Origin of the sequence: Campylobacter sp. (assembly GCF_052170435.1) — a bacterium.
In the GTDB taxonomy this organism is placed as follows: Bacteria; Campylobacterota; Campylobacteria; order Campylobacterales; family Campylobacteraceae; genus Campylobacter_A.
Window position 1 is genome coordinate 1 of record NZ_JBQNAN010000025.1, and the last position, 21,479, is coordinate 21,479.

General features: G+C 48.3%; 21 protein-coding genes. 20 read left to right on the forward strand and 1 reads right to left on the reverse strand.

What is annotated here, in order from left to right; all coding sequences use genetic code 11:
- Window positions 1-59 precede the first annotated feature (59 nt).
- From ACTTJF_RS08900 to ACTTJF_RS08970, 15 genes are all read left to right on the forward strand, one after another.
- Window positions 60-599, forward strand: a complete 540-nt coding sequence (locus tag ACTTJF_RS08900; protein WP_442551674.1) for a hydrogenase maturation protease — start codon at window positions 60-62, stop codon at window positions 597-599.
- The gene (locus ACTTJF_RS08905) at window positions 596-2,137 is read left to right on the forward strand and encodes a hypothetical protein (protein ID WP_442551656.1); all 1,542 of its coding nucleotides are present in this window, start codon (window positions 596-598) and stop codon (window positions 2,135-2,137) included. Before ACTTJF_RS08900 ends, ACTTJF_RS08905 begins: the two co-directional genes overlap by 4 nt.
- Window positions 2,121-4,346, forward strand: coding sequence for a carbamoyltransferase HypF (gene hypF, locus ACTTJF_RS08910; protein ID WP_442551657.1), 2,226 nt, complete (start codon window positions 2,121-2,123; stop codon window positions 4,344-4,346). The genes ACTTJF_RS08905 and hypF overlap by 17 nt, the downstream gene beginning before the upstream one ends.
- A gap of 51 nt (window positions 4,347-4,397) precedes the next feature.
- A complete protein-coding gene (gene nikR / locus ACTTJF_RS08915; protein ID WP_002953714.1) occupies window positions 4,398-4,811 on the forward strand; it encodes a nickel-responsive transcriptional regulator NikR in 414 nt (137 codons plus the stop codon).
- 131 nt (window positions 4,812-4,942) lie between these two features.
- Window positions 4,943-6,127, forward strand: coding sequence for a Na+/H+ antiporter NhaA (nhaA, locus tag ACTTJF_RS08920; RefSeq protein WP_442551658.1), 1,185 nt, complete (start codon window positions 4,943-4,945; stop codon window positions 6,125-6,127).
- A gap of 4 nt (window positions 6,128-6,131) precedes the next feature.
- Complete coding sequence (locus ACTTJF_RS08925; RefSeq protein ID WP_442551659.1) at window positions 6,132-7,415, forward strand: DUF2157 domain-containing protein; 1,284 nt, start codon at window positions 6,132-6,134, stop codon at window positions 7,413-7,415.
- Window positions 7,412-7,939 carry a GDYXXLXY domain-containing protein gene (locus ACTTJF_RS08930; RefSeq protein WP_442551660.1) on the forward strand — a complete coding sequence of 176 codons (528 nt, stop codon included), beginning with the start codon at window positions 7,412-7,414 and terminating at the stop codon, window positions 7,937-7,939. Before ACTTJF_RS08925 ends, ACTTJF_RS08930 begins: the two co-directional genes overlap by 4 nt.
- Window positions 7,940-8,177: 238 nt before the next feature.
- Window positions 8,178-8,984 (forward strand): hydrogenase nickel incorporation protein HypB, encoded by an 807-nt coding sequence (gene hypB / locus ACTTJF_RS08935; protein WP_442551661.1) that lies wholly within the window; start codon window positions 8,178-8,180, stop codon window positions 8,982-8,984.
- Entirely contained in the window at window positions 8,984-9,298 is a 315-nt protein-coding gene (locus tag ACTTJF_RS08940) for a HypC/HybG/HupF family hydrogenase formation chaperone (RefSeq protein ID WP_442551662.1), read from the forward strand. The genes hypB and ACTTJF_RS08940 overlap by 1 nt, the downstream gene beginning before the upstream one ends.
- Window positions 9,295-10,392, forward strand: a complete 1,098-nt coding sequence (gene hypD / locus ACTTJF_RS08945; protein WP_442551663.1) for a hydrogenase formation protein HypD — start codon at window positions 9,295-9,297, stop codon at window positions 10,390-10,392. The genes ACTTJF_RS08940 and hypD overlap by 4 nt, the downstream gene beginning before the upstream one ends.
- Window positions 10,393-10,404: 12 nt before the next feature.
- Complete coding sequence (gene hypE, locus ACTTJF_RS08950) at window positions 10,405-11,454, forward strand: hydrogenase expression/formation protein HypE (RefSeq protein WP_442551664.1); 1,050 nt, start codon at window positions 10,405-10,407, stop codon at window positions 11,452-11,454.
- A gap of 145 nt (window positions 11,455-11,599) precedes the next feature.
- On the forward strand, window positions 11,600-11,941 hold the full coding sequence (gene hypA / locus ACTTJF_RS08955) for a hydrogenase maturation nickel metallochaperone HypA (RefSeq protein WP_442551675.1): 342 nt from the start codon (window positions 11,600-11,602) through the stop codon (window positions 11,939-11,941).
- 176 nt (window positions 11,942-12,117) lie between these two features.
- Window positions 12,118-12,375: a hypothetical protein gene (locus tag ACTTJF_RS08960; RefSeq protein WP_442551665.1), complete on the forward strand. Its 258-nt coding sequence runs from the start codon at window positions 12,118-12,120 to the stop codon at window positions 12,373-12,375.
- A 55-nt stretch (window positions 12,376-12,430) separates the two neighbouring features.
- Window positions 12,431-12,976, forward strand: a complete 546-nt coding sequence (locus ACTTJF_RS08965) for a flagellar protein (RefSeq protein ID WP_442551666.1) — start codon at window positions 12,431-12,433, stop codon at window positions 12,974-12,976.
- A gap of 111 nt (window positions 12,977-13,087) precedes the next feature.
- The gene (locus tag ACTTJF_RS08970) at window positions 13,088-13,354 is read left to right on the forward strand and encodes a hypothetical protein (protein ID WP_442551667.1); all 267 of its coding nucleotides are present in this window, start codon (window positions 13,088-13,090) and stop codon (window positions 13,352-13,354) included.
- Between the two features lie 109 nt (window positions 13,355-13,463).
- Here ACTTJF_RS08970 and ACTTJF_RS08975 read toward each other — a convergent pair whose 3' ends face one another.
- On the reverse strand, window positions 13,464-16,013 hold the full coding sequence (locus ACTTJF_RS08975) for a YhdP family protein (protein WP_442551668.1): 2,550 nt from the start codon (window positions 16,011-16,013) through the stop codon (window positions 13,464-13,466).
- Between ACTTJF_RS08975 and mltG the strand changes: the two genes are divergently transcribed.
- The 5 genes from mltG to ACTTJF_RS09000 all read left to right on the forward strand — a co-directional run.
- Complete coding sequence (gene mltG / locus ACTTJF_RS08980; protein WP_442551669.1) at window positions 15,943-16,905, forward strand: endolytic transglycosylase MltG; 963 nt, start codon at window positions 15,943-15,945, stop codon at window positions 16,903-16,905. The genes ACTTJF_RS08975 and mltG overlap by 71 nt on opposite strands.
- 64 nt (window positions 16,906-16,969) lie before the next feature.
- On the forward strand, window positions 16,970-19,186 hold the full coding sequence (locus ACTTJF_RS08985; protein WP_442551670.1) for an NADP-dependent isocitrate dehydrogenase: 2,217 nt from the start codon (window positions 16,970-16,972) through the stop codon (window positions 19,184-19,186).
- Between the two features lie 12 nt (window positions 19,187-19,198).
- Entirely contained in the window at window positions 19,199-20,086 is an 888-nt protein-coding gene (locus ACTTJF_RS08990) for a lactate/malate family dehydrogenase (RefSeq protein ID WP_442551671.1), read from the forward strand.
- Window positions 20,087-20,089: 3 nt separating this feature from the next.
- A complete protein-coding gene (locus tag ACTTJF_RS08995) occupies window positions 20,090-20,863 on the forward strand; it encodes an NlpC/P60 family protein (RefSeq protein ID WP_442551672.1) in 774 nt (257 codons plus the stop codon).
- A 312-nt stretch (window positions 20,864-21,175) separates the two neighbouring features.
- The coding region (locus tag ACTTJF_RS09000) for a 4Fe-4S binding protein (protein WP_442551673.1) at window positions 21,176-21,479 on the forward strand (304 nt) is incomplete at its 3' end.

Below are 21,479 nucleotides of genomic sequence, written 5' to 3' on the forward strand. Positions count from 1 at the left end.
TGGAGCGAAACTATAAATTTAGCCCTAAAATCAGGGCTAAATTTGACTCCGCTTTAAATTTGGACGATAAATTTGAAGCGTCAAATTTGGACGTCGCAAACTCAAATTTAAGCGGCGATTTGGCTAGTCGAGACGGCTCCAAATTTAACGCAGACTGCGCAAATTTGGAACTCAAATTTATCGATGGCGGTACGCTAGCCATGGCGCTAACGCCCGTTATCGCTTGGGCGGATGTTTTGATAGTTGTTGACTGCATAAGCGCCGAGGGCGGCGATACGGGGGATGTGTATTTTTTCGGTTATGAGCAGATGCCGCCCGCCGTCTCGTGGAACGGCTCCGCGCACGAGGTCGAGATGCTAGAAACCTTGCGGCTAATGGAGCTTGCGGGCGATTTGCCGCGGACGAAAATTTTAGGTATCGTGCCAAAGCGCATCGAGCCTATGAGCTTTGAACTCTCCGCGCAGGCGCAAGAGGGGGCAAATTTGATGGAAAAGACGCTTTTAAACGAGCTTTCGCGTCTTGGGGTTAGCTACGAAAAGATCGCAAATTTTAGCGTTTCAGACATCGCTTTAGAGTTTTCAAAAAAGGGCGCGATATGATTTTAGCTTACGAGTTTGACGGTGCGAGCGAAAATTTCGCGTTTTTTCTTAAATTTTACGCGCAAAAAAGCGGACTAAAATTTAGCCTTAAGAAGAAGATAGATTTAACTACGCTTTACGCCGAGGGCGCGCAAGAGGAGCTTTTGGCGTTTTCGGATCAGCTTTCTGGCTCGTTGCCTCATAGCCTGTTTTTGCGCGGCTCAAAGGTTTACGCGAGCCAAAATTTACCGCAAGGCGAAACGAGCGAACCGCAAAATGCCCTCTCAAACATCACGCCGCGCGTCGTTAGCGCTTACCTAAAAGGCGAGCTAGAAGAGTGCGAAAACGGCGTTTTTAGCGATGTTTGCGTTTTTACGGACGGCAAATTTACGCCCGTAACGAAGGCGAATTTTAACGAGCTTTTGGATTTTGCTTTTAAAAAATTAAGCGCGGGCGAGGGCTTAAAATTTAAAGATATTAGCGGCGAATTTGAAGCGTCAAATTTTACCGAACTAAACGAAAATTTTAATCTTTTAATGCCGACAAACCTTAAAAATTTACCCAAAATTTTTATCGCAAACGAAGCCGAACAAGTAGCCCTAGCAAGCTACGAAAAGCCCGCTGTTACGCTAAAAACGACGGCGATTTACCGCGGCAATCACCCAAACTCGCCTAGATTTTTTGGCGTCTGCGCGGCTAGGGATATTTTTTTCTACGCGCTTTGCGACAAGCTTTTTAAAGCGGGCGTAAATTTTATCGCTTTTTTGGCGCAAAAGCCGCCGTTTAAGGCTACCGTGCTTGAAAACGGATATATTTTTAGCGGCTCTAGGATTTATTATTCGCGCGCAAATTTGAGCGAGGTAGAGGGCGCCGCGGATAAAAACCTAGCCGCTTTTAATCTCGCAAAAAAAGAATTTGACGAAGAGGGCGGGATAGCTAGGATATTTTTAAGCAGGTTTAAAGACGATGAAGTTAAAATTTACCCCAAATTTGATGATTTTAACGTCTTAAATTTCGCCTTGCCCGCGAGTTTTGACGAGCTTTACGCGCAGATAAAGCGCGAGGAGGGCGGCGAGAGATTGCTTCAAAATTACGGCGAAAGCTTTAGTTTGCCGCGCGGCGAGCTAAACGTACAAAACGGCTTTTTCGGGCTATTTTGCATGGTCGGAGCGCTGCTTGGATTTGATAGCGATGCGCAAAAAGCGGGCGAAATTTTACTGCAAAACGCGAGCGATTTTAACGGCGCAAAAGGGCCTAGGCTCGATTTTAAAATGCTAAACAAAACGCATTTTGACGTCGTTAAATTTGCTAGAAGCGGCATGAGCTTTAGGCTCGCTGGCGTCGATGCGAGGCTGCTTAGCTACGGATACGCCGAGTCGCTAGCGTATTTTTTGAGCGATTTTTCAGACTCGCTAAAGCAGGATTTTAGCGTGCAAAACGCGCTGCTTTGCGGCTCGCTTTTTGAGAACAAAACGCTTGCAAATTTGACGTTAAAGCATCTAAAAACAGGCTTAAACGCCAAATTTAGCAAAGAGTTTTTGATTGAAGAGATATTTTAAATATGAAATTTCAGGCTTGGTCCAAGGTGTTGGTTTTCGTCCCTTTGTTTATAATCTAGCCCTTAAATTCGGCCTTGCGGGCGAAATTTATAACGACGACGAGGGCGTGAAACTAACGCTTTGCGGCTCACGCGAGCAGATAGAAAAATTTGAAAAAGCGCTGCATGAGGAGCTACCAAGCCTCGCTCGTATCGACGAGATGAGAAAAACCGAGCTAGAGGACGCGAAATTTGACGAGTTTAAGATAGTCGCCTCAAAATCAGCCAAAAAACACGCGCCCATCTTGCCCGATTTTGCCCTCTGCCAAGACTGCGAGCGCGAGTTTTACGACCCTGCAGACCCGAGGTATCATTATCCTTTTATCAACTGCACCAACTGCGGCCCGAGGTTTTCGATTATCGAGTCGCTACCTTACGACCGCGCAAACACGACGATGAACGCGTTTAAGATGTGCGAATTTTGCGGCGGCGAATACAAAAATCCGCTAAATCGCCGCTATCACGCCCAGCCCGTCTCCTGCCCAAACTGCGGGCCCAGGCTTGCTCTAAAAGATAAATTCGGGCGGGTTGTGGCGCTGGATAACGATAGCGCGAAGCAGGCCGCGCGGCTCATAAACGAGGGTAAAATTTTAGCCGTAAAGGGGCTTGGCGGATTTCATCTGATGTGCTGTTTAAAGGATGATACGGTGGGGCTTTTAAGAGAGCGAAAAAAGCGCCCCAAAAAGCCCTTTGCCGTGATGTGCAAGGACGTTTCGCGCGCTAAAAAATACGCACGAATTTCGCCCGAAGAAGAGCGGCTTTTAAGCTCGAATTTAAAACCGATCGTCGTTTTGCAAAGCTTGCCTGGCGCGTCGGTTCCGTCAAATTTAGCGCCGGGGCTTAATAAAATCGGCATATTTTTGCCCTACACGGGCGTTCATCTTTTGCTTTTTGAGTACCTAGAGGGCGACGTCATCGCTACCTCGGCCAACGTCTCGGGTGAACCGATAATCTACGACGAAAAAGACCTGCGAGAAAAGCTGGGCGGCGTGATAGATTTTTACCTAGATAACGACCGCGAGATACACTCGCCAAGCGACGATAGTATCGCGTTCGTAGCTGGCGGCGAGCCTATATTTATCCGTACCAGCCGCGGCGTTCATCCTAAGTTTATCCGCACGAAATTTAAGAGCGAAAAGACCGTTTTAGCCGTCGGAGCGGAGCTAAAAAATCAGTTTGCGATCTTTAAGGACGGCGAGCTGATGATAAGCCCATATATCGGCGATCTAAAAAACGTCGCGACCTATGAGCGGTTTTGCGCGCTAATCAATCTTTTTAGCGAGATTTACGAGCTAAAATTTGACGAGATCGTAGCCGATTTGCACCCGCATTTTTTAAACTTAAAATGGGCGCGCGAATACGCCGCGAATTTGGGCTCAAATATCACGCAAATCCAGCACCATCACGCGCATTTGCTATCGGTGATTTTAGAAAACGATCTGGACGCAAGGCGCGAGTATCTGGGCTTTTGCTTTGACGGTACGGGGTACGGCGCGGACGGGAGCGTCTGGGGCGGAGAGATACTAAAAGTGCGAGGCAAAGAGTACGAGCGAGTTTGCAAATTTGACGAAATTTTGCTGATCGGCGGCGAAGCTAGCGTGAAAAATATCCGGCAGATCGCTTATGCCGCGATTTTAAAATATGATTTAGAGCGCGAGGCGGAGGCGTTTTTAGCCAAATTTGAGCCCGCTAAGCTAAAAAATCTAAAAATCCTGCACGAAAAGCAAATAAACTGCGTCAAAACCAGCTCGCTTGGACGAATTTTTGATGCATTTGCGGCGGTGATCTTGGGGCTTGATAGCATCAGCTACGAGGGCGAGGCGGGGATGAGCCTGGAGGCGCTTTTTGACGCAAATTTGGACGTCTGCTACGAGTTTGAAATCAGGAGTGACACAATTTGCTTTAAAGAGGCCTTTAAAAGAGTGCTAAAAGACGATGCCAAAACGGCTGCGACGGGCTTTATAAAAGGACTTGCAAAGCTCGTAGCAGACGTGGCTTGCGCACAGCCTAACGACGTCTTGCTAGCGGGCGGCGTTTTTCAAAATAAAGCCCTGCTTGAAAATGTAATTTTAATTCTTAAGCAAAAAGGTAAGAAGTATTACATAAATAAAAACTTTTCCTCAAACGACTCCTCGGTAGCTATCGGTCAGATCGCACTTACATTAATTTAAATTAAAGTTTTCTGATGTATAATAACTAATAATTTCTTTAAGGAGGCGATAGTGGAAAACATCATAAGATTTAGCGTCTCGTTGCCAAAGCAGTTATTAGACGAACTTGACAACAAAATAGGCGCTCAGGGCTATGCTTCGAGAAGCGAATTTACTCGCGATCTGATTAGGGAAAAAATAGTAAATGACAGCTGGAAAGACGCGGACGAGGATCTCATCGGCGTTTTGACACTCATTTATTTGCACCACCAAAACGACCTCGTCGTGAAAATGATGGACATCGAGCACCAGGCAAATTTACACATCGCCTGCACGACTCACGTCCATATAGATCACGATAACTGCCTGGAGACTCTGATACTTCGCGGCAAAGCGGGAGCTATCGAGAAATTTTCCGAAAAAATGGGCGGACTAAAAGGGGTTAAATTTTCAAAACTAACCAAGGCTGCCGTCCCGCGCTCATAATGCTTAAGATGCGGGCAAGCTTGATAAGCCATATCAAATTTGCCCGCAAAAGTCTCTCTTTTATCACGCATTTATCTCTTTAACGCTAAAATTATCCAAATTTATCACTATTTTTATTTCAAGGTTAAAATTTGAAACATATCTCTTTTAAAAATTTCGTCCAAAACGAGGCTAGTTCGGGTATCTTGCTCATACTTGCCGCGATTTTTGCGATGATATTTCAAAACGGCTTTTTGAGCGAATTTTACAACTCCTTTTTGCGCATAAATATGGGCGTGGTTTTTGGCGAATTTAGCCTGCAAAAGCCGCTTATCTTGTGGGTAAACGACGGGCTCATGGCGGTTTTTTTCTTTCTTTTGGGGCTGGAGTTAAAGCGCGAGATAGTCGAGGGCGAGATGAGAAATCCCGCTCAGATCGTGCTGCCTATCGTGGGTGCGGTCGGCGGTATCGTCATGCCCGCGCTTGTTTTTTACGCATTTAACCACGCCGATGCTTTTGCGCTAAAAGGCTGGGCGATCCCGACTGCGACGGATACGGCGTTTGCGCTAGGGCTTATCATGATCCTTGGCAAAAGAGTGCCGGCGAGTCTAAAAATTTTCCTCGTGACGCTCTCTATCATCGACGACGTTTGCGCGATTTTAATAATGACGATATTTTACAGCGGACATCTCTCAGCAGTATCGTTTATAGTTGCCGGAGCGGCTACTTTGGGGCTTTTAGCCTTAAATTTAGCCGGCGTAAATAAAAAAGCCTGCTACGTGATTTTGGGCATAATCCTTTGGGTGAGCGTGCTAAAATCGGGCGTGCATGCGACGCTAGCGGGAGTCGTGGCGGCATTTTTCATACCGCTCAAGGCAAAGGACGGCGAGGGCTCGATGCTAAAGCAGATCGAGCACGACCTGCACGTTTACGTCGCATTTTTCGTGCTGCCGGTGTTTGCCTTCGTAAATGCGGGCATCTCGCTAAAAGGTATCGGACTGGAGCAGATTTTTCACCCCGTGTCGCTAGGCGTCATACTGGGGCTGTTTGCGGGCAAGCAGCTAGGGGTGTTTGGGTTTTGCTTTCTTGCGATCAAATTTAAGCTCGCAAAGCTACCGAAATACTGCAACCTAGCTCAGTTTTACGGCCTTTGCTTGCTTACTGGTATCGGCTTTACGATGAGTCTTTTTATAAATTCGCTCTCCTATCACGACACGTACGAGTTTGCGTACGCCGATAAGCTCGCGGTACTCATCGCATCGCTGATCTCGGGTGCGGCGGGCTATGCGATGCTCTACTGGGCAGGGCGACACAGGATAATGAAATGCGTGGAGTAGAAAAATGATGATATTTCATAAAAATTTTCTCGCAGACGAGCTTGCGAAGTGGCGAGAAGAAGGGCTGGTAAGCGACGAGGCGGCGCGCAAGATAGCGGCTAGATACGATATAGATTTATCGGGCGCAAACGAGCGGCGAAGCTTTATATTAAAGCTCGTCGCCTATCTATTTTTGGCGCTTTCGCTATTTACTCTAGTGGGCGCAAACTGGGAGGAGTTGCCGCGCGCGCTAAGGCTAATCATCGTGCTTGGCATACTGGCAGCGGTAAATTTTAGCGGAGTTTGGGCGCAAAAAAACGGCAAAGAGACGCAGGCTACGACGCTATTTTTTCTAGGTAACTTTTGCTACGGCGCGGCGATCGTTTTAGTCGCGCAAATTTACCATCTAGGCGAGCATATGCCTAACGGCGTGCTGCTGTGGGCGGTCGGAGCTTTGGCGCTTGGGCTTGCGACGCGTAAGTCCATCATCGCATTGCAAGCTCTTATTTTGGGGCTTATTTGGTTTTTGATGGAGTTTGAGTTTAGCGGCGTTTCGCACGGATTTTTGTTATTTATAGTAGCCTGCGCGGCGGTGCTTTGGCGCGACGACTCGAGGTTGCTGACTGCTGCGCTTTTTGCGAGCGTGTTTGCTTATATCGTTTCTTTCGTGCTTTACGAGCGGTATTTCCTAGCTGATTTGCGCGTGGACGATGCGCTTTACGGAGTTCATTTTTTTGCGCTTAGCTACTGCTTGCTCGCCGTTTGCGCCTCGTTTTTGCTTGAGAGGGCGGGTAAATTTGAACTTGCGTTTTACCTTAAAAACATCGGTATCGTCTGCGGTGCGGGCATCTTGTGCTTTGATATGTCGCTTTACGAGGATTTGCATTTTTCGAGTCCGTGGTCTTACGGCGCCCAGAACTACGAGTATGTTTTGAACGGCGTTACATTTTTAAAAAGCGTGTTTGGAGCATTGTTTATGGCTTTTTGCGCGGCCTCTTTGGGACTTGCGTTTTACTTTAAAAAGTACGCCGCCGCAATAGTCGGAGCGCTTTTGGTTGCGCTACCTTTTATCTTAGACGCGTTTGCGGGCTACGAGGAGGGCGTGTTTTCGCTCATCGGCGTTTGCGTCGCGGTCGCTCTTATTAAGCAAAATAACATGAAATTTGGCATCGCGCTCATCTTTTGGGTGGCGTTCGTGCGCTACGTCGATCTAGTCGGCGATTACGTCAGCGCCAGCGCGCTATTTTTGGTATTTGCGCTCGTGGTGCTCGGCGTGTCTAGGATCTCTAAAAAAAGGAGCGCGAAATGAAACTAAAGCTGATTTTTGCCGCCGCGGTATTTCAAATTTTAGCCGTGATCGCGATGCTTGCGTATGCGTACGCGCCGATATATTTTGGCAAAGAGATCTTGATACGAACTACGGTTTATGATCCGCGCGATATGTTTCGCGGCGATTACGTGCACCTTAGCTACGGCTTTGCGAGCATTTACGAGCTGGATAAAAGAGACTCGAATTTAAGCAAAAGGCAGCAGCTGCACGGCACAAAAATTTACGCCGTTTTAAAACAGGACAAAGACGGCAGATATAAATTTGACAAATATAGCTTTGAGCGGCCTAACGGCGGCACGTTTTTAGCGGGCAGGGTTGATTATAACACCGCAAATTTCGGCATCGAAGCCTTTTTTATGCCGCCCAAAAGTGCAAAGCAGATGGAGCGAGATATGATGGAATTTAACGCCACCGCCGTCATCAGCGTGATGGATAACGGCAAAGCTCGCATCAAGGATATCGTAATAGAAAAACCAAAAGCTGGAGAATCTAGCAAGCGTTAAATTTACGGGTGGTCGGAGGGCTAAATTTGACTAGATTTGCCAGAACTCAAATTTAGCCCGAGCCGTCAAATTTAACGCGGCTCAAATTTGAGTCAAATTTTAACTCCTCGCCGCTATCATAAAAATCTCAAAGTATAAACAAAACGCAACGAAATAATATCCGCAAGGTATGAAACTAAAGCGGGATTTTAACATCTAAGAGTATAATAACCCCAAAAAATCGCTAAGGAGAAACAAAATGTGTAAAGATTGCGGATGCTCGCTAGGCGGGCACGACCACACCCACACTCATGCTGACGGCACGACTCACTCGCACGCTCACGATCACGGCGCCGAGCACGGACACGGCGCGGCTCACGAGCATAGCCACGGCCACGCACACCCTGCGCTAAACGAGAGCAAAACGGTTGAAGTGATAACGAAAATTTTATCCCAAAACGACGAAGAGGCCGCGCACAACCGCGCTCATTTGGACGAGCACGGGATTTTATGCGTAAATCTCATGAGCAGCCCCGGCAGCGGCAAGACAACGCTACTAGAAGCTACGATAAAAAGCGGTAAATTTAAAATCGGCGTCGTCGAGGGCGATCTAGAGACCAACCAAGACGCCGACCGCATAATAAAAGCAGGCGGCAAAGCCCACCAGATCACGACCGGGCAGGCATGTCACCTCGATGCGTTTATGGTGCACGAGGGGCTCCATCATCTGCCGCTAGAGGGCCTTGATATAGTTTTCGTTGAAAACGTCGGCAACCTCGTCTGTCCTGCTAGCTACGACGTGGGCTCGCACTTTAACGTCGTGCTGCTCTCGGTGCCTGAAGGCGACGACAAGGTGGCCAAATACCCGGTCATGTTTCGCGCCGCCGATCTCATCGTGATAACCAAAACTTCGCTGTTGCCGCATTTTGAATTTGACGTTAAAAAAGTCGTCAAAGAGGCTCGCAAACTAAATCCAAAAGTCGATGTCGTCGAGCTTGACGCAAAAACGGGCGAAGGCATGGAGAAGTGGCTAAATTTCTTAAAATTTAAAAAAGAGCTTAGATAATGTGCCTCTCAATCCCGTCAAAAGTGGTCGCGATCGACGAAGATAACGTCGCTACCGTAGAGACGCTAGGCGTGAGTCGCCGCGTGAGCCTCGATCTCATCGCCGAGCCCGTGGCCGTAGGCGAATACGTACTCATCCATGTCGGCTACGCGATGGAAAAAATCGATACAAAATTTGCGCTAGAAAGCATCGAAATCTACCGCCAAATCGCCAAAGATATGCAAAACGGCCAGATCGGCGCAGACGAAGGCGACGCGGGACTAAGCGCTATGCAAGCGGAGGCAAACAAGCCGGACGCAAAGGAAAAAGCGTGAATCTAATCAATGATTTTCGCGATAAAGAGCTTATTTTAGCGCTTTCAAAACTCATAAAAAAAGAGAGCGTAAAACCGCTAAATATCATGGAAATTTGCGGCGGACACACGCACTCGATCATGAAATTCGGCCTGCCGCAGCTAGTGGGCGAGCATATAAATTTCGTCCACGGCCCCGGCTGCCCCGTCTGCGTGATGCCAAGGAGCCGCATAGACGAGGCTATCAAGCTAGCCCAGATGCCCGGCACCATCCTGTGCACTCTAGCCGATATGATGAGAGTCCCGGGCTCCTCGACTAGCCTGCAAAAGCTGCACGGCGAGGGTTGCGACATCAGAGCGCTATATAGCCCGCTAGACTGCATAAAAATCGCGCGGGAAAATCCCGAAAAGAACGTGATATTTTTTGCGATCGGTTTTGAGACGACGACGCCTATGAGCGCAAATTTGGTGCAAAAGACGCTGGAGCTCGGGCTAAAAAATCTATTTTTCCATATAAATCACGTTACCGTCCCCGCACCCGTGCGAGCGATCCTAAATGATAAAGACGTTAAGATCGACGCATTTTTGGGACCTAGCCACGTGAGCGTGATCACGGGATACGGCATATACGAGAGTATCGCGGCCGAGTATAAAAAACCTATCGCGGTTAGCGGATTTGAGCCACTTGATCTGATGGACGGCATCCTAAATCTCGTCCGTCAGCAAAACGCTGGTACGCACGAGGTCTATAACGAATACGCCAGAGTTGTGACGCGCGAAGGTAATCAAAAAGCAAAGGCGCTCATAGAGGAGTTTTTCGAGCCGTGCGACTTTTCGTGGCGCGGTCTTGGTATGATCGCGCAAAGCGGTATGAAGCTGCGCCCCGAGTACGCGAAGCTTGACGCAAAGGTCAAATTTGACTGCAATGTGCAAAGCAAAGGCGAGAGCAAAGCCTGTATCTGCCCTGAAATTTTACGCGGGCGAGCAAAGCCGTTTGACTGCAAAATTTTCGCTAAAGCCTGTACGCCAAAAACCCCGGTTGGCTCGTGCATGGTCTCTAGCGAGGGCGCGTGCGCGGCATACTACAAATACGGCGACGTCAAAAGCGCGGGCTAAGAGGAGGCAAATTTGAGCAAGATAATGCTAAGCCACGGCGGCGGCGGCGAGGAGATGAACTCGCTCATAAACGAGACGATTTTTAGGATATTTGATAACGAAATTTTGCGCGAGAGCAACGATAGCGCGATATTAAATTTCGGCGATTTTGGCGCGGACGAAAATGCTGGCGACTCGGCAAATTTGACTCCTAAATTTAACGGCAAACTAGCCTTTAGCACCGATAGTTTCGTGGTTACGCCGATATTTTTTAACGGCGGCGACATCGGTAAGATCGCAGCGTGCGGCACGATAAACGACCTAGCCATGGTGGGTGCCGAGGCAAAGTACCTAAGCTGCGCGCTAATAGTCGAGGAGGGGCTTGAGATATCCGAGCTAGAGCGCGTACTAGGCTCGCTAGCTGCCGTCGCTCGCGAAAACGGCGTGCGGATCGTCTGCGGAGATACCAAGGTCGTGCCGCGCGGCAAATGCGATAAAATTTTTATCAACACGAGCGGTATCGGCGAGATCGTCTGCGAGGGTGTGGAGCTAAAAAGCCTGCGCGCGGGCGCTAAGATCCTGATTTCAGGCGACGTGGGCAGGCACGGTGCCGTGGTGCTGGCTAGCCGCGAGGAGCTTGATCTGCAAAGCGAGCTAAAAAGCGATTGCAAGGCGCTAGTGGGCGCGGTAAAGGCGCTGATAGAGGGCGGCGTAAAGCCTCTTTGTATGCGCGACGCGACGCGCGGAGGTCTTTCGGCGGTGCTAAACGAGTGGGCTAAATTTAGTAGCCTAGACATCCTCGTGCGCGAGGAGGATATCAAGGTCAGCGACGAAGTAACGGGCGTTTGCGAGCTGTTTGGCTTTGAGCCTTATGAGCTTGCCAACGAGGGTACGTTCGTGCTGGCCGTAGATGAAAAAGACGAGGCGCGTGCGCTTGAAATTTTGCGCAAATTTGACGCTAACGCAGCCTCGATCGGAGAGATTTTGGGTACCGCAAACGGTCGCGTCATCTTGCAAAACGCATACGGCTCGAAGCGCTTTTTAGAAGTGCCAAAGGGCGAGCTTTTGCCTCGAATATGCTAGGCGCGGCGATGAGTAGATCAAATTTAAATGCGCTAGATTTTCGGGCCTGTACGGCGCTGGAATCGCCTTGCAAAATTTATCAAATTTACGCCCTAGACGCGTGCGTAAAAATAGAATCCGCTCCGTTCACAAGCGAGTCAAGCCGATGCACGAACTAAGCATAGTGCAAAGCCTAGTCGCGCTTTGCGAGAAAAACGCCGCCGCAAACGGCGCGAAAGAGGTCGTGCGCCTTGAAGTGCGTATCGGGCGGCTAAGCGGCGTCGAGCCTCACTATCTAGAAAGCGCGTTTGAAGTTTATAAGGCGGGCACGATCTGCGAAAATGCCGAGCTTGCAATCATCGTGCAAAACGTCGCAGTGGAGTGCAAAAGCTGCGGTTTTAGCGGCGAGCTTAGCGAAAACGACTTCACGTGTCCGGCCTGCGGCTCGCAGGAGCTTGATGTCACGGGCGGCGAGGATATGCACCTCATGCGCCTTGAGATGCGGTGATTTTGCCGCAAATTTTAGCTCAAATTCGGTACTTAAATTTGAGCTAATTTTTAAAATTTACTTCTAAAAACGCGGCAAATTTGACGAAACCATATTTGTTTGCCCCTCTAAAACGCGCCTAGATAAATTTAAAAGGAAGCTAGATACCCAAATACTCATTTCAAACTATAGAGCAAATGCTGCTAAAATGCGTAGCCCGGGGCAGCGAGCCTGAGCTTAGCTTTCGCCTGCGCGGCGCAGAGTACATGATCATCACCTATGCGCATCGCTGCTCGTTTCAAAGGTGCGCGGACGATACGGGCGCAAACGCGAGCGGCGAGCGGTATTTTGCCACGCTGCAAGAACTCTACGCCGCGCCGCAGATAGACGGACGCTCGCTAAAAGAGCTTTGGGGCGAGGCGGATGAATTTTATTGTCCTAATTTCGAGCCGTGAGATCGCGAGATTTGTGAGGGCGGGCAAATGCGCGGGTAAATTTGAAAGGAAATAAATGGGCTCTGCTTGGAATTACAGCGCGAAAGAGTGCAGCTCGGACGGTAAATTTAGCGCGGAATTTGATGGTCTCGACATAGCCATGGGTGCGCCGAGTCTTGGCGAGCTACGGCTTTACGCGAGCGCGGAGCTTTTGCGAGATTGCTTAAATTTGCAAAGCGGACTTAACGGCGACGCAAACGCCGATGCCCAGGGTTTAAATTTGAAGCGCAAAGAAAGCGACGGCGAGAGCGAAAACGTAGAATTTAGCCGAAGCGGCGAGATTGAGCAAATTTTACTTAGCGAGCAGGCTACGGCGTGTTTTACGTTTTCGGATGATTCGCAGTTTTTGGCATTTGCCGAGTGGACGGCTGAAAAAATGCAGCTTGTAAAGGTGCTGCGGCTAGCGTACATGAGCATAAAAACCGTTGACAGACTCCAAAGAGTTGCGGAGTTTTTGTCTTTTAGGGACGGTTTGCTGGAGATTTTGGACTCACCGATTTTTATGCCCGAAAGCTTTTGGGTGGATGTTCGCGAGCTTTTTAACAATGAGATCAAAGGCTAAATTTGACGCCGTAAAACGTCCGAGCCGCTAGCGATAAAATTCAAAACGTAAGCAAATTTAAGAGCAAGATAGCGCCAAACGCCAAAACTCGTTGCAAATTTACAAGGAAAAATGCAAAAATCTACGGCTGGCGCGATATATTTATTGCAGTCGTTTTTGGCTTTAAGTACATTAACGCGCCTACATACTACATCTACGCTTCGTTTATTTTTCTATTTCCAGCTTTGTTTTATCAAATTTGACGCAGATACGATTTTTGATTTTGCGGTGCGTGATATCGCTGTGATTTTGGGCCTTATATTCGACTTAGTTTTTTTGCGAGGGGATGCCGTTTTTGCCGTATTTAACTGCGCGCTGTTTTGCTATAAATTTGATTAAATTTGCCAATAGCCCGCAAACGCCTTGCGCAGCCAAGCGGCGCGGGGTATCAAATTCGGCTTTATTTAACCCGCAAACTAGTGGCGCAGAGGCTTGCGGCTCGTCAAATTTACTCAAATATCAAAAACGGCGCTTCGAGTACGTTTCTGATAATCTTAAACGGCGAGAGTAGCGCGTCTTGCAGGATTTGCGTCGAGTACTGCGGCTTTTGCAGCGTTCCGCGCACCTTGATGACGGTCGAGAGGGTGCGGTCTTTGCCCAGCACGATCTGATTTATGAGCGGGATTTTGTCGATGATGGAGCTGGCGTCCTTTAGTAGCTTTAGTTCCAGATCCACGTCGATCTCTTTGGTTGCGAGATTTATCGTACCGTGACCGCCGATATCGGCGCTCGAACTCTCTAGCTCGATGGCTAAAAATTTTAAAATTTCGCCCTTTTTCTCAAACAAAATTTTGCCAAATTTCACGGGATACCCGTCTGCGCCGAAGTCCGGCGTCTTAAACACGAGCAGGGACGGCACTGAGTTTAAAAACGTGAGAAGCTGATTGTAAAACGTGTAGTCTTTTAACGTGGCGCCGATTAGTCTAACTTCACCTTTGAAATCATCCGTCCCGCCGCCTAAAACGCGCATTTTAAAGCTGCCGCCCTCAAAGCTTTTGATGTTAAAAATCGAGTTGATAAACTCGCCTCTGATGTCGTTTGCCGACATTTCAAATTTTTTGTCCGATTTTATGAGCGAAAAGTTGCCGCGAGCGGGCTTGGCGTCAAATCTCACCGTCCCGCCCGCACTTTGGCCGCTATAAGCTAGCAGGTCCAGAGTCGCGTTAAAATCGTTTAAAACGAGCTTCGAGCCCTTGGCTTCAAACTCGATGTCGCCTTCCTTATCGGTTAGATTTTCATCGCCGCTAAGCACAAGATCGAGCTCTTTTATAAAAAGCTCCGTCTTGCCGCCGGCGATTTTGAAATTTAGTCCGCCGCTTTTGCTTTTGCCCGTTGCTCCTTTTGCGTTTACGTCGATCGCAAAGCTATCCGCGTCGTAGGGCGAGCCGTCTTTTTTAAACAGCGGCGTTTCAAATTTAACGTCGTTAGCCTCGATGCTAAGATTTTCAAAATCTTTGGTTTTTATATTTACGCCGCCTTCCGATATTTTCAGGCTTTTTAGCAGCGGCGAGTAGGGCAGTAGGCTCTTTGCGTCAGGTAAATTTATCTCGTTTTGCGCGCCGAATTTCAAACTCAGCGCGGCTGGCGAAGCGATATCTAGCTTCGTATCCTTGCCGCTAAAATCAAGCCTTGCCGCAAACGGCATCGCGTTTAGTTTTAAAATTTCGCTCTTGCCGAAGGCTAAATTTAACCCCTTTAGCGTGCCGTTTATGTCGCCTGCGAGCTTGCCTAGATCAAGGTTTACCGCCGCGTCCGCGATAAAAAAGTCCATCCCCGTATTTTTCGCGTTTACCTTTAGCTTGTCGTTTAAAAGCTCGACGTCTGCGGTATCTACGTTAAATTTAGCTCCCGCGATCAGAGTCTGTCCGCCCGTGACCTTAAATTTACCCTTAGGCGTCACCTCTAGCGGGTCAAATTTGATATCAAGCGCGAGTTTGCCGTCCGTTTTGCCGCTTAGCTGCTCAACGGGAACTTCGATATCGTAGGCCTTTAGTATGGAGTTTACGCTTTTGTCGTAGAGGGCCGAGGTTTGCAGATTTAGCGTGAGTCCGGCGCCTTTTTCCTCGAAAATTTTATAGATTTCAAGACTGCTTCCGTTTAGATTTTTGCCTTGCCATTTCGGGTTTTTTAGCGTGAAAAATAGCGAGCCTTTTTTTAGCTCGACGTCGACTCCTTCGGCTGTGGCGGCGGGTAGTTTTTCGTGAAATTTAACCTTTACGTTTTTAGAAAAACCTTGCGCGCTAAGCTCGTTTAGATAGGGGTCTTGGCTGTTTAGGTCAAATCTACCCCGAAGCGATTTTACGAAGTAGTTATCCGCCGTGATATAGCCGTAGATCCAGCTTTTTATCTCTTTATCTAGCCCCGTTTTTGCGCCCAGCTCGTCCATAAAGCCCATTAGGCTAGTCGCGTTTATGTCGCTTAGTTCGTATTTTATCTCGCCTTTTTTGAGATTTACTAGAGCGTTTCCGTTTAGTTCGTGGCTTGAAAACGTACCGTTAAAATCGTAAATTTGGCGCCTCAAATCAGCATTGCTAACGCCGCTTAAGGTGATGTTAAAGTCCTTAAACTCGAGTAGATAAACGTTTGCGGTGATGCCGTCTTCGGTATCTTTGAAATTTGAGCTAACCGCCAAAAACGGGCTATCTAGATAAAAAACGTCGTCTCTATAAAATAGCGTGGACTCGCTGTTTAAAAATTTGACTCGCTCGAGTAGGATTTCGTCAAACAGCCTATCGATCCAGACGATGTTTTTGGATAGATCTAGCAGCGCGTCCTCGGAGCTATCCTTGGCGCTTTGTTTAGGTATCTCTATATTTTTCGCGCGTAAAATTATTTTTTTATCGAGTTTTATATATAATTGCTCTATTTTAAAGTCGCCCGCGTCGATATTTTCTATCTCGACGCCGTGTTTTAGGACGGCTATAAAAATGACGAATATCAAAACCGCGGGGATCAAAATGCGCCAAATTTTCTTCATTATCAGTGAGATGATTTTCATATTTTTTCTGAGCTTTCTTGTTTATCTTAGCCGCCCGGTGAGCGTGAGCGAGGTCATTTTCGTGCCTCAGGGCAGTACGCTTGGGATTATATCATATCTAAGCGAAAAAAATACGGACGCGAATAAAATAGACGCCGTGATCTTGCGCGCGATGGGGCACGTGCAAGCAGGCTGGATAGATCTAGGAGCGGCAAAGCTTAGCAAGCTTGATTTTTTATATAAACTCACGACCGCAAAGGCGGCTCTAACGCAAATAACGCTAATTCCGGGCGAAACGACGGCCGTATTTTTGCAAGAGGTTGCAAAAAAGCTAAATTTAAGCGAGGCCAAGCTAAATGAATTTTACTTTAAATTTGCTCCGCTAGAGGACGGCTTTTTGGTACCCGAAACCTATAAAGTACCGCTTGGCGTAAACGAAGAGCAACTAGCGGCGCATCTGGTAAATTTATCTAAAAAGTCCCACGAAAAAACGGCGACCGAGCTACTTGGTAGCTACGACGAAAAGCTTTGGAGCGAATATCTCGTGACGGCCTCGGTCGTGCAAAAGGAGGCTGCTAACGAGGACGAGATGCCTCTTGTGGCCTCCGTCATCCAAAACCGCCTAAAAAAGGGCATGAAACTACAGATGGACGGCACGTTAAACTACGGACTCTACTCGCACGAGACGGTCACGGCCGAGCGCATACGAAGCGATAAGAGCAAATTTAACACCTATCTAAACGAAGGCCTGCCACCAAGCCCCGTCTGTACCGTGGGCCTAGCGGCGATAAGAGCGGCGATAAGGCCCGCACAGAGCGAGTTTTTGTACTTCGTTCGCGATAAAAAGACGGGCAAGCATAAATTTAGCGCGACGTACGAGGAGCACGTAGGCGCGATAAATTCCCAAAAATAGCCCGCCAAAAGGCGTTTTAATATAAATTTGGATAAGATTTTGCGAAATTTATTTAGGAGGAAAGATGAGCGACATCGTCTATACTAGAACCGACGAATCACCGCTGTTTGCTAGCTACTCGCTGTTTCCGATCCTGCAGGCGTTTTTGCGCGCGGGCGGTATAGAGATAGTCCAGGCCGACATAGGGCTAGCCGCGCGGATCATCGCCGCTTTTAACGACAAACTGCCGCCCGATCTGCGCGTGAGCGACGACCTTGAGATGCTGCGAAATTTGACGCAAGAAAAGCGCGCGAACATAATTAAGCTGCCAAACATCTCGGCAAGCTTGCCTCAGCTAAACGCCGCTATCATGGAGCTTCGCGCTAAGGGCTACGATCTGCCGCCGTACCCCTCAGATCCAAAAACGCCGGAGGAAAAAGACGCGGCCGCTAGATACGCCAAAGTGCTAGGAAGCGCGGTAAATCCGGTGCTGCGCGAGGGCAACTCCGACCGCAGATGCGTTAGTGCGGTAAAACGCTACGCCCGCGAAAATCCGTATAAAATCACCCCTTTTGAAAAAGATAGCAAAACCGAAGTCGCTTATATGAAAGGCGGCGATTTTTACTCCTCCGAGCGATCGATCAGCTTTGAAACGGATGAAAATTTACGCGTCGAGTTTATCTCAAAAAGCGGCGAAAAACGCGTCCTAAAAGAAAATTTGGCGGTAGAAAAAGGTGACGTAATCGACGCTAGCTTTATGAGCGCGCGGGAGCTGGATGTCTTTATCAAGGAGCAAATCGCGGATGCGAAAGCAAAAAAATTGCTCTTTAGCGTGCATCTAAAGGCCTCGATGATGAAGGTGAGCGATCCCGTGATTTTCGGGCATTTCGTAAAGATTTTTTTTACGGAAGTTTTTGATGAGTTTGCGGACGAGCTAAAAAGCGTAAACGTCAGCGAAAACAACGGATTAAAAGACATTTTTGCGCGGATTTTAAATTTACCGCAAGCTACGCAGGAAAAAATCAAAGCCAAATTTGAGGAAATTTACGCAAATAGGCCAAATTTAGCGATGGTAAACTCGGCTGCCGGCGTTACAAATTTACACGTTCCTAGCGATGTTATCATCGACGCTTCGATGCCCGCGATGATAAAAAACGGCGGCAAAATGTGGGACAAAGAGGGCATAGCCAGGGAAACCAAAGCCGTGATACCCGATAAAACATACGCCGTGGTTTATGAGGCCGCGATCGCGGATATCAAGGCAAACGGCGCGCTAGATCCCGCTAAAATCGGCAGCGTCTCAAACGTCGGACTGATGGCTAAAAAGGCCGAGGAGTACGGCAGCCACGATAAGACCTTCGTGATGAGCGAAGCGGGCGAGGCGCGCGTACTAAATGAAAAAGGCGAAATTTTATTTAAATTTGAGTTAGAAAAAGGCGATATATTTAGGATGACGCAGGCTAAAGACGTCGCCGTGCGAAACTGGGTCGAGCTAGCGCTAAAACGTGCGAAAATCACGGGACAAAAGGCGATATTTTGGCTGGACGAAAACAGGGCTCACGACCGAGAAATCCTAAAAAAAGTAAGAACTCAACTAGCAAGTACCGATACTAGCGGGCTTGATATAGAGATATTGTCTCCTGCGGCCGCTTGCAAAAAGTCGCTTGAGATCATGAGGTGCGGCGAGGACTGTATCAGCGTCACGGGCAACGTCTTGCGCGACTATCTGACCGATCTTTTCCCGATCTTGGAGCTTGAAACTAGCGCCAAGATGCTCTCTGTCGTGCCTCTGCTAGAGGGCGGAAGTATCTTTGAGACGGGAGCGGGAGGTAGCGCACCGAGGCTCGCCGAACAGCTGCTGGAGCAAAATCACCTAAGCTGGGATAGCCTGGGAGAGTTTTTGGCTCTGGGCGCTAGTCTCGAGCAGTTAGCCGGCTTTAAGCAAAGTCCCGAGGCGCAAATTTTAGCCGATACCCTAAATACGGCCGTAGAGCGCTATCTGAAAGAAAACAAAGTCCCGCGCTTTGAAGTGGGGCAGCTAGATACGCGCGCGAGTCATTTTTATATCGCGCTTTACTGGGCGAGCGAGCTTGCCGCTAGCGGCACGCAGCTGGGCGATAAATTTAAACTCGTCGCCCAAAATCTCGCGAAAAACGAGAGCGCGATAGTGGCCGAAATAAACGCGGCGCAAGGACGAAAGATCGATGTGGGCGGATACTATAAGCCGGATGATAAAAAGGCGAGCGCGGCGATGAGGCCGAGCGCGACGTTTAATCAAATTTTACAAAATCAAATTTTATAAAAAAGGAAAAAAATGAAAATTTCAGTTATCGGAGCCGGAAACGTAGGCGCAAGCGCGGCTAGCGCTATTTTGCTAAGAGGCATCGCAGACGAGATCGCGCTGGTGGATATTTTCGGCGACGTGGCGCGCGCAAAGGCGATCGACCTATCTCAGAGCGCGGCGGTTTTCGGTCTGGACGCGAGCGTCGCGGGCGGAGATGATTTTGGGCTTATTAAGGATAGCGACATCGTGGTAGTGACCGCCGGAAGCCCTAGAAAAGAGGGGCAGACTAGAGAAGACCTGCTACTAAAAAACGCAGGCATCGTAAAAGGCACGGTGGAAAAAATAGCTAAATTTGCCCCAAACTGCGTCATCATAAACGTAACAAATCCGCTTGACGCGCTCACGTACCTAGTCTATAAAACGAGCGGTTTTGATAAAAACAGGGTGCTAGGGATGGCGGGCGAGCTAGACTCCGCGCGCCTAAAATACGAGATCTCTCAAAAAACGGGGCTAAAAAACAGCGCCTTTAGCGCGCACATCATAGGTTCTCACAACGACGATATGGTGGCGCTGCAAAGCAACGTGAGCGTGGATCTGGGCGGCGAATTTGACGCGGTGGCGCAGGAGGCCAAAACGGGCGGCGCAAAGATCGTTAAACTGCTTGGCACGTCGGCGTATTACGCTCCGGGCGCGGCTGCGGCCAAGATGTGCGAGGCGATAAAAACCGGCAGCGAGCAGTGGCTAAGCTGCTGCGTGATAGAGGGCGAGTGCGCGGGCGGTAGACTCGTGAAGCTAGGCAAAGGCGGCGTGCGCGAGATCAAGCAACCAAGTGCGGAGGAAAAGGCAGCGCTTGAAAAAGGCGAATCGCAAACGGCTGCAAATATCAAATTTTTAAAAGAAAGCGGGGTAATCGCGTAGCCGATGTTTATAAAATCCAAGATAAAAACGAATCAAATTTGCGCGCTTTTTTTGGCGACTTTTATTTCGGGTTGCGCTAACGTTTCGCCAAGCGCTCCGAAAAATGAAGCCTCGGTCGCGACGCAGACAAAGCAAAGCCAAACTCAGGCTGTGATGGCGGCAGAGAAAGGTCAAATTCAAGTTGCGACTTCGCTAGAAAAAGATAAAACCCAAAACTCGGGAAGCGAGACGACGCAAAGCAAAGTCGGCGACAGATTCGGCGTGAAAGAAAAAGCTCTGCTTGACCTTATGCAAAAGTATGTAGGCAAAAGAGACGGCGGCGACTGCTCTGGCTTTGTGACGCTTATAAATAAAAAATTTAACCGAGACTTTTTTGACGAAAAGGAACTCGATAAATTTTACACCAAGCGCGGTCTAAAAAGCGAAGCGATGTTTAAGCTTTACGAGAGTAAAAATTTGATCGCGTTTGACGATCCGCAGGTCGGGGATTTGATATTTTTTAATAACACGACTAGAGGCACGAAAAATAACAAAAAAGCCAAAATCGTCACTCACGTAGGCATCGTAAGCAGCGTCGAAAAAGACGGCACCGTAGCCTTTACGCATCATACCAAGGGTAAAAATATGGTGGATTTTATGAATTTAAACGATAAAAATACCCGCAAAAAAGGTAAAAAAGAGCTAAATTCCTACGTCGTATCATGCAAAAACAAAAGCACGTCGTGCCTTGCGTCAAATAGATTTTCGGGATTTGGCAAAGTGGGCGTGAGGAACTAAAGCATCCATAAATTTGTCTATTTTGAGTCTTAAAATTTACCGCCGTATCCGTACAAATTCGTCGTCAAATTTTACGGATCGGCGGCGGTAAATTTAACTTCTAAATTTCCTCTACGCCAAATTGCGTAATAGCCGTTAAATTTGAACCAAAAATCCTAAATATCAAGAACGGCATATCCGCTAGGGCGTTTCAAATTTGCTCGTTTTCATACAAAAAAACTCCAAATTTTGTTTTACTATCCGATTTAAATACCAAATTTAACTTAAATGCTATAAAATTATCGTTACGAGTTAAATTTGATAAGGAAAAATATGCTGATAAAAACTGACGCCCCCGTCTGGGTCGATATCTCGCGCTGCAAGGCGTGCGATATCTGCGTGAGCCGCTGTCCTGCGGGCGTGCTGGCGATGGCCGTCGAGCCGCGCGCAGTGCTAGGCAAAACGATCGAAGTGGTACACCCGGAGGCCTGTATCGGGTGCCGAGAGTGCGAGCTACACTGCCCCGATTTTGCTATTTACGTGGCGGAAAAGGGCTTTAAATTCGCCAAACTAACCGCCGAAAGTAAAGAGCGCGCTACCGCCGTAAAAGAGAATAAATTTGAAAAATTAGAGGCGG

Bases quoted from the DNA above. Each gene is read 5' to 3' on its own strand.
- hypB (WP_442551661.1), top strand. From the start codon at position 8,178: ATGTGTAAAGATTGCGGATGCTCGCTAGGCGGGCACGACCACACCCAC.
- ACTTJF_RS08965 (WP_442551666.1), top strand. From the start codon at position 12,431: ATGGGCTCTGCTTGGAATTACAGCGCGAAAGAGTGCAGCTCGGACGGT.
- ACTTJF_RS08970 (WP_442551667.1), top strand. From the start codon at position 13,088: ATGCAAAAATCTACGGCTGGCGCGATATATTTATTGCAGTCGTTTTTG.
- mltG (WP_442551669.1), top strand. From the start codon at position 15,943: ATGACGAATATCAAAACCGCGGGGATCAAAATGCGCCAAATTTTCTTC.
- ACTTJF_RS08975 (WP_442551668.1), bottom strand. From the start codon at position 16,013: ATGAAAATCATCTCACTGATAATGAAGAAAATTTGGCGCATTTTGATC.
- ACTTJF_RS08905 (WP_442551656.1), top strand. From the start codon at position 596: ATGATTTTAGCTTACGAGTTTGACGGTGCGAGCGAAAATTTCGCGTTT.
- hypA (WP_442551675.1), top strand. From the start codon at position 11,600: ATGCACGAACTAAGCATAGTGCAAAGCCTAGTCGCGCTTTGCGAGAAA.
- ACTTJF_RS08925 (WP_442551659.1), top strand. From the start codon at position 6,132: ATGATGATATTTCATAAAAATTTTCTCGCAGACGAGCTTGCGAAGTGG.
- ACTTJF_RS08940 (WP_442551662.1), top strand. From the start codon at position 8,984: ATGTGCCTCTCAATCCCGTCAAAAGTGGTCGCGATCGACGAAGATAAC.
- ACTTJF_RS08995 (WP_442551672.1), top strand. From the start codon at position 20,090: ATGTTTATAAAATCCAAGATAAAAACGAATCAAATTTGCGCGCTTTTT.
- ACTTJF_RS08990 (WP_442551671.1), top strand. From the start codon at position 19,199: ATGAAAATTTCAGTTATCGGAGCCGGAAACGTAGGCGCAAGCGCGGCT.
- ACTTJF_RS08960 (WP_442551665.1), top strand. From the start codon at position 12,118: ATGCTGCTAAAATGCGTAGCCCGGGGCAGCGAGCCTGAGCTTAGCTTT.
- ACTTJF_RS08930 (WP_442551660.1), top strand. From the start codon at position 7,412: ATGAAACTAAAGCTGATTTTTGCCGCCGCGGTATTTCAAATTTTAGCC.
- ACTTJF_RS08985 (WP_442551670.1), top strand. From the start codon at position 16,970: ATGAGCGACATCGTCTATACTAGAACCGACGAATCACCGCTGTTTGCT.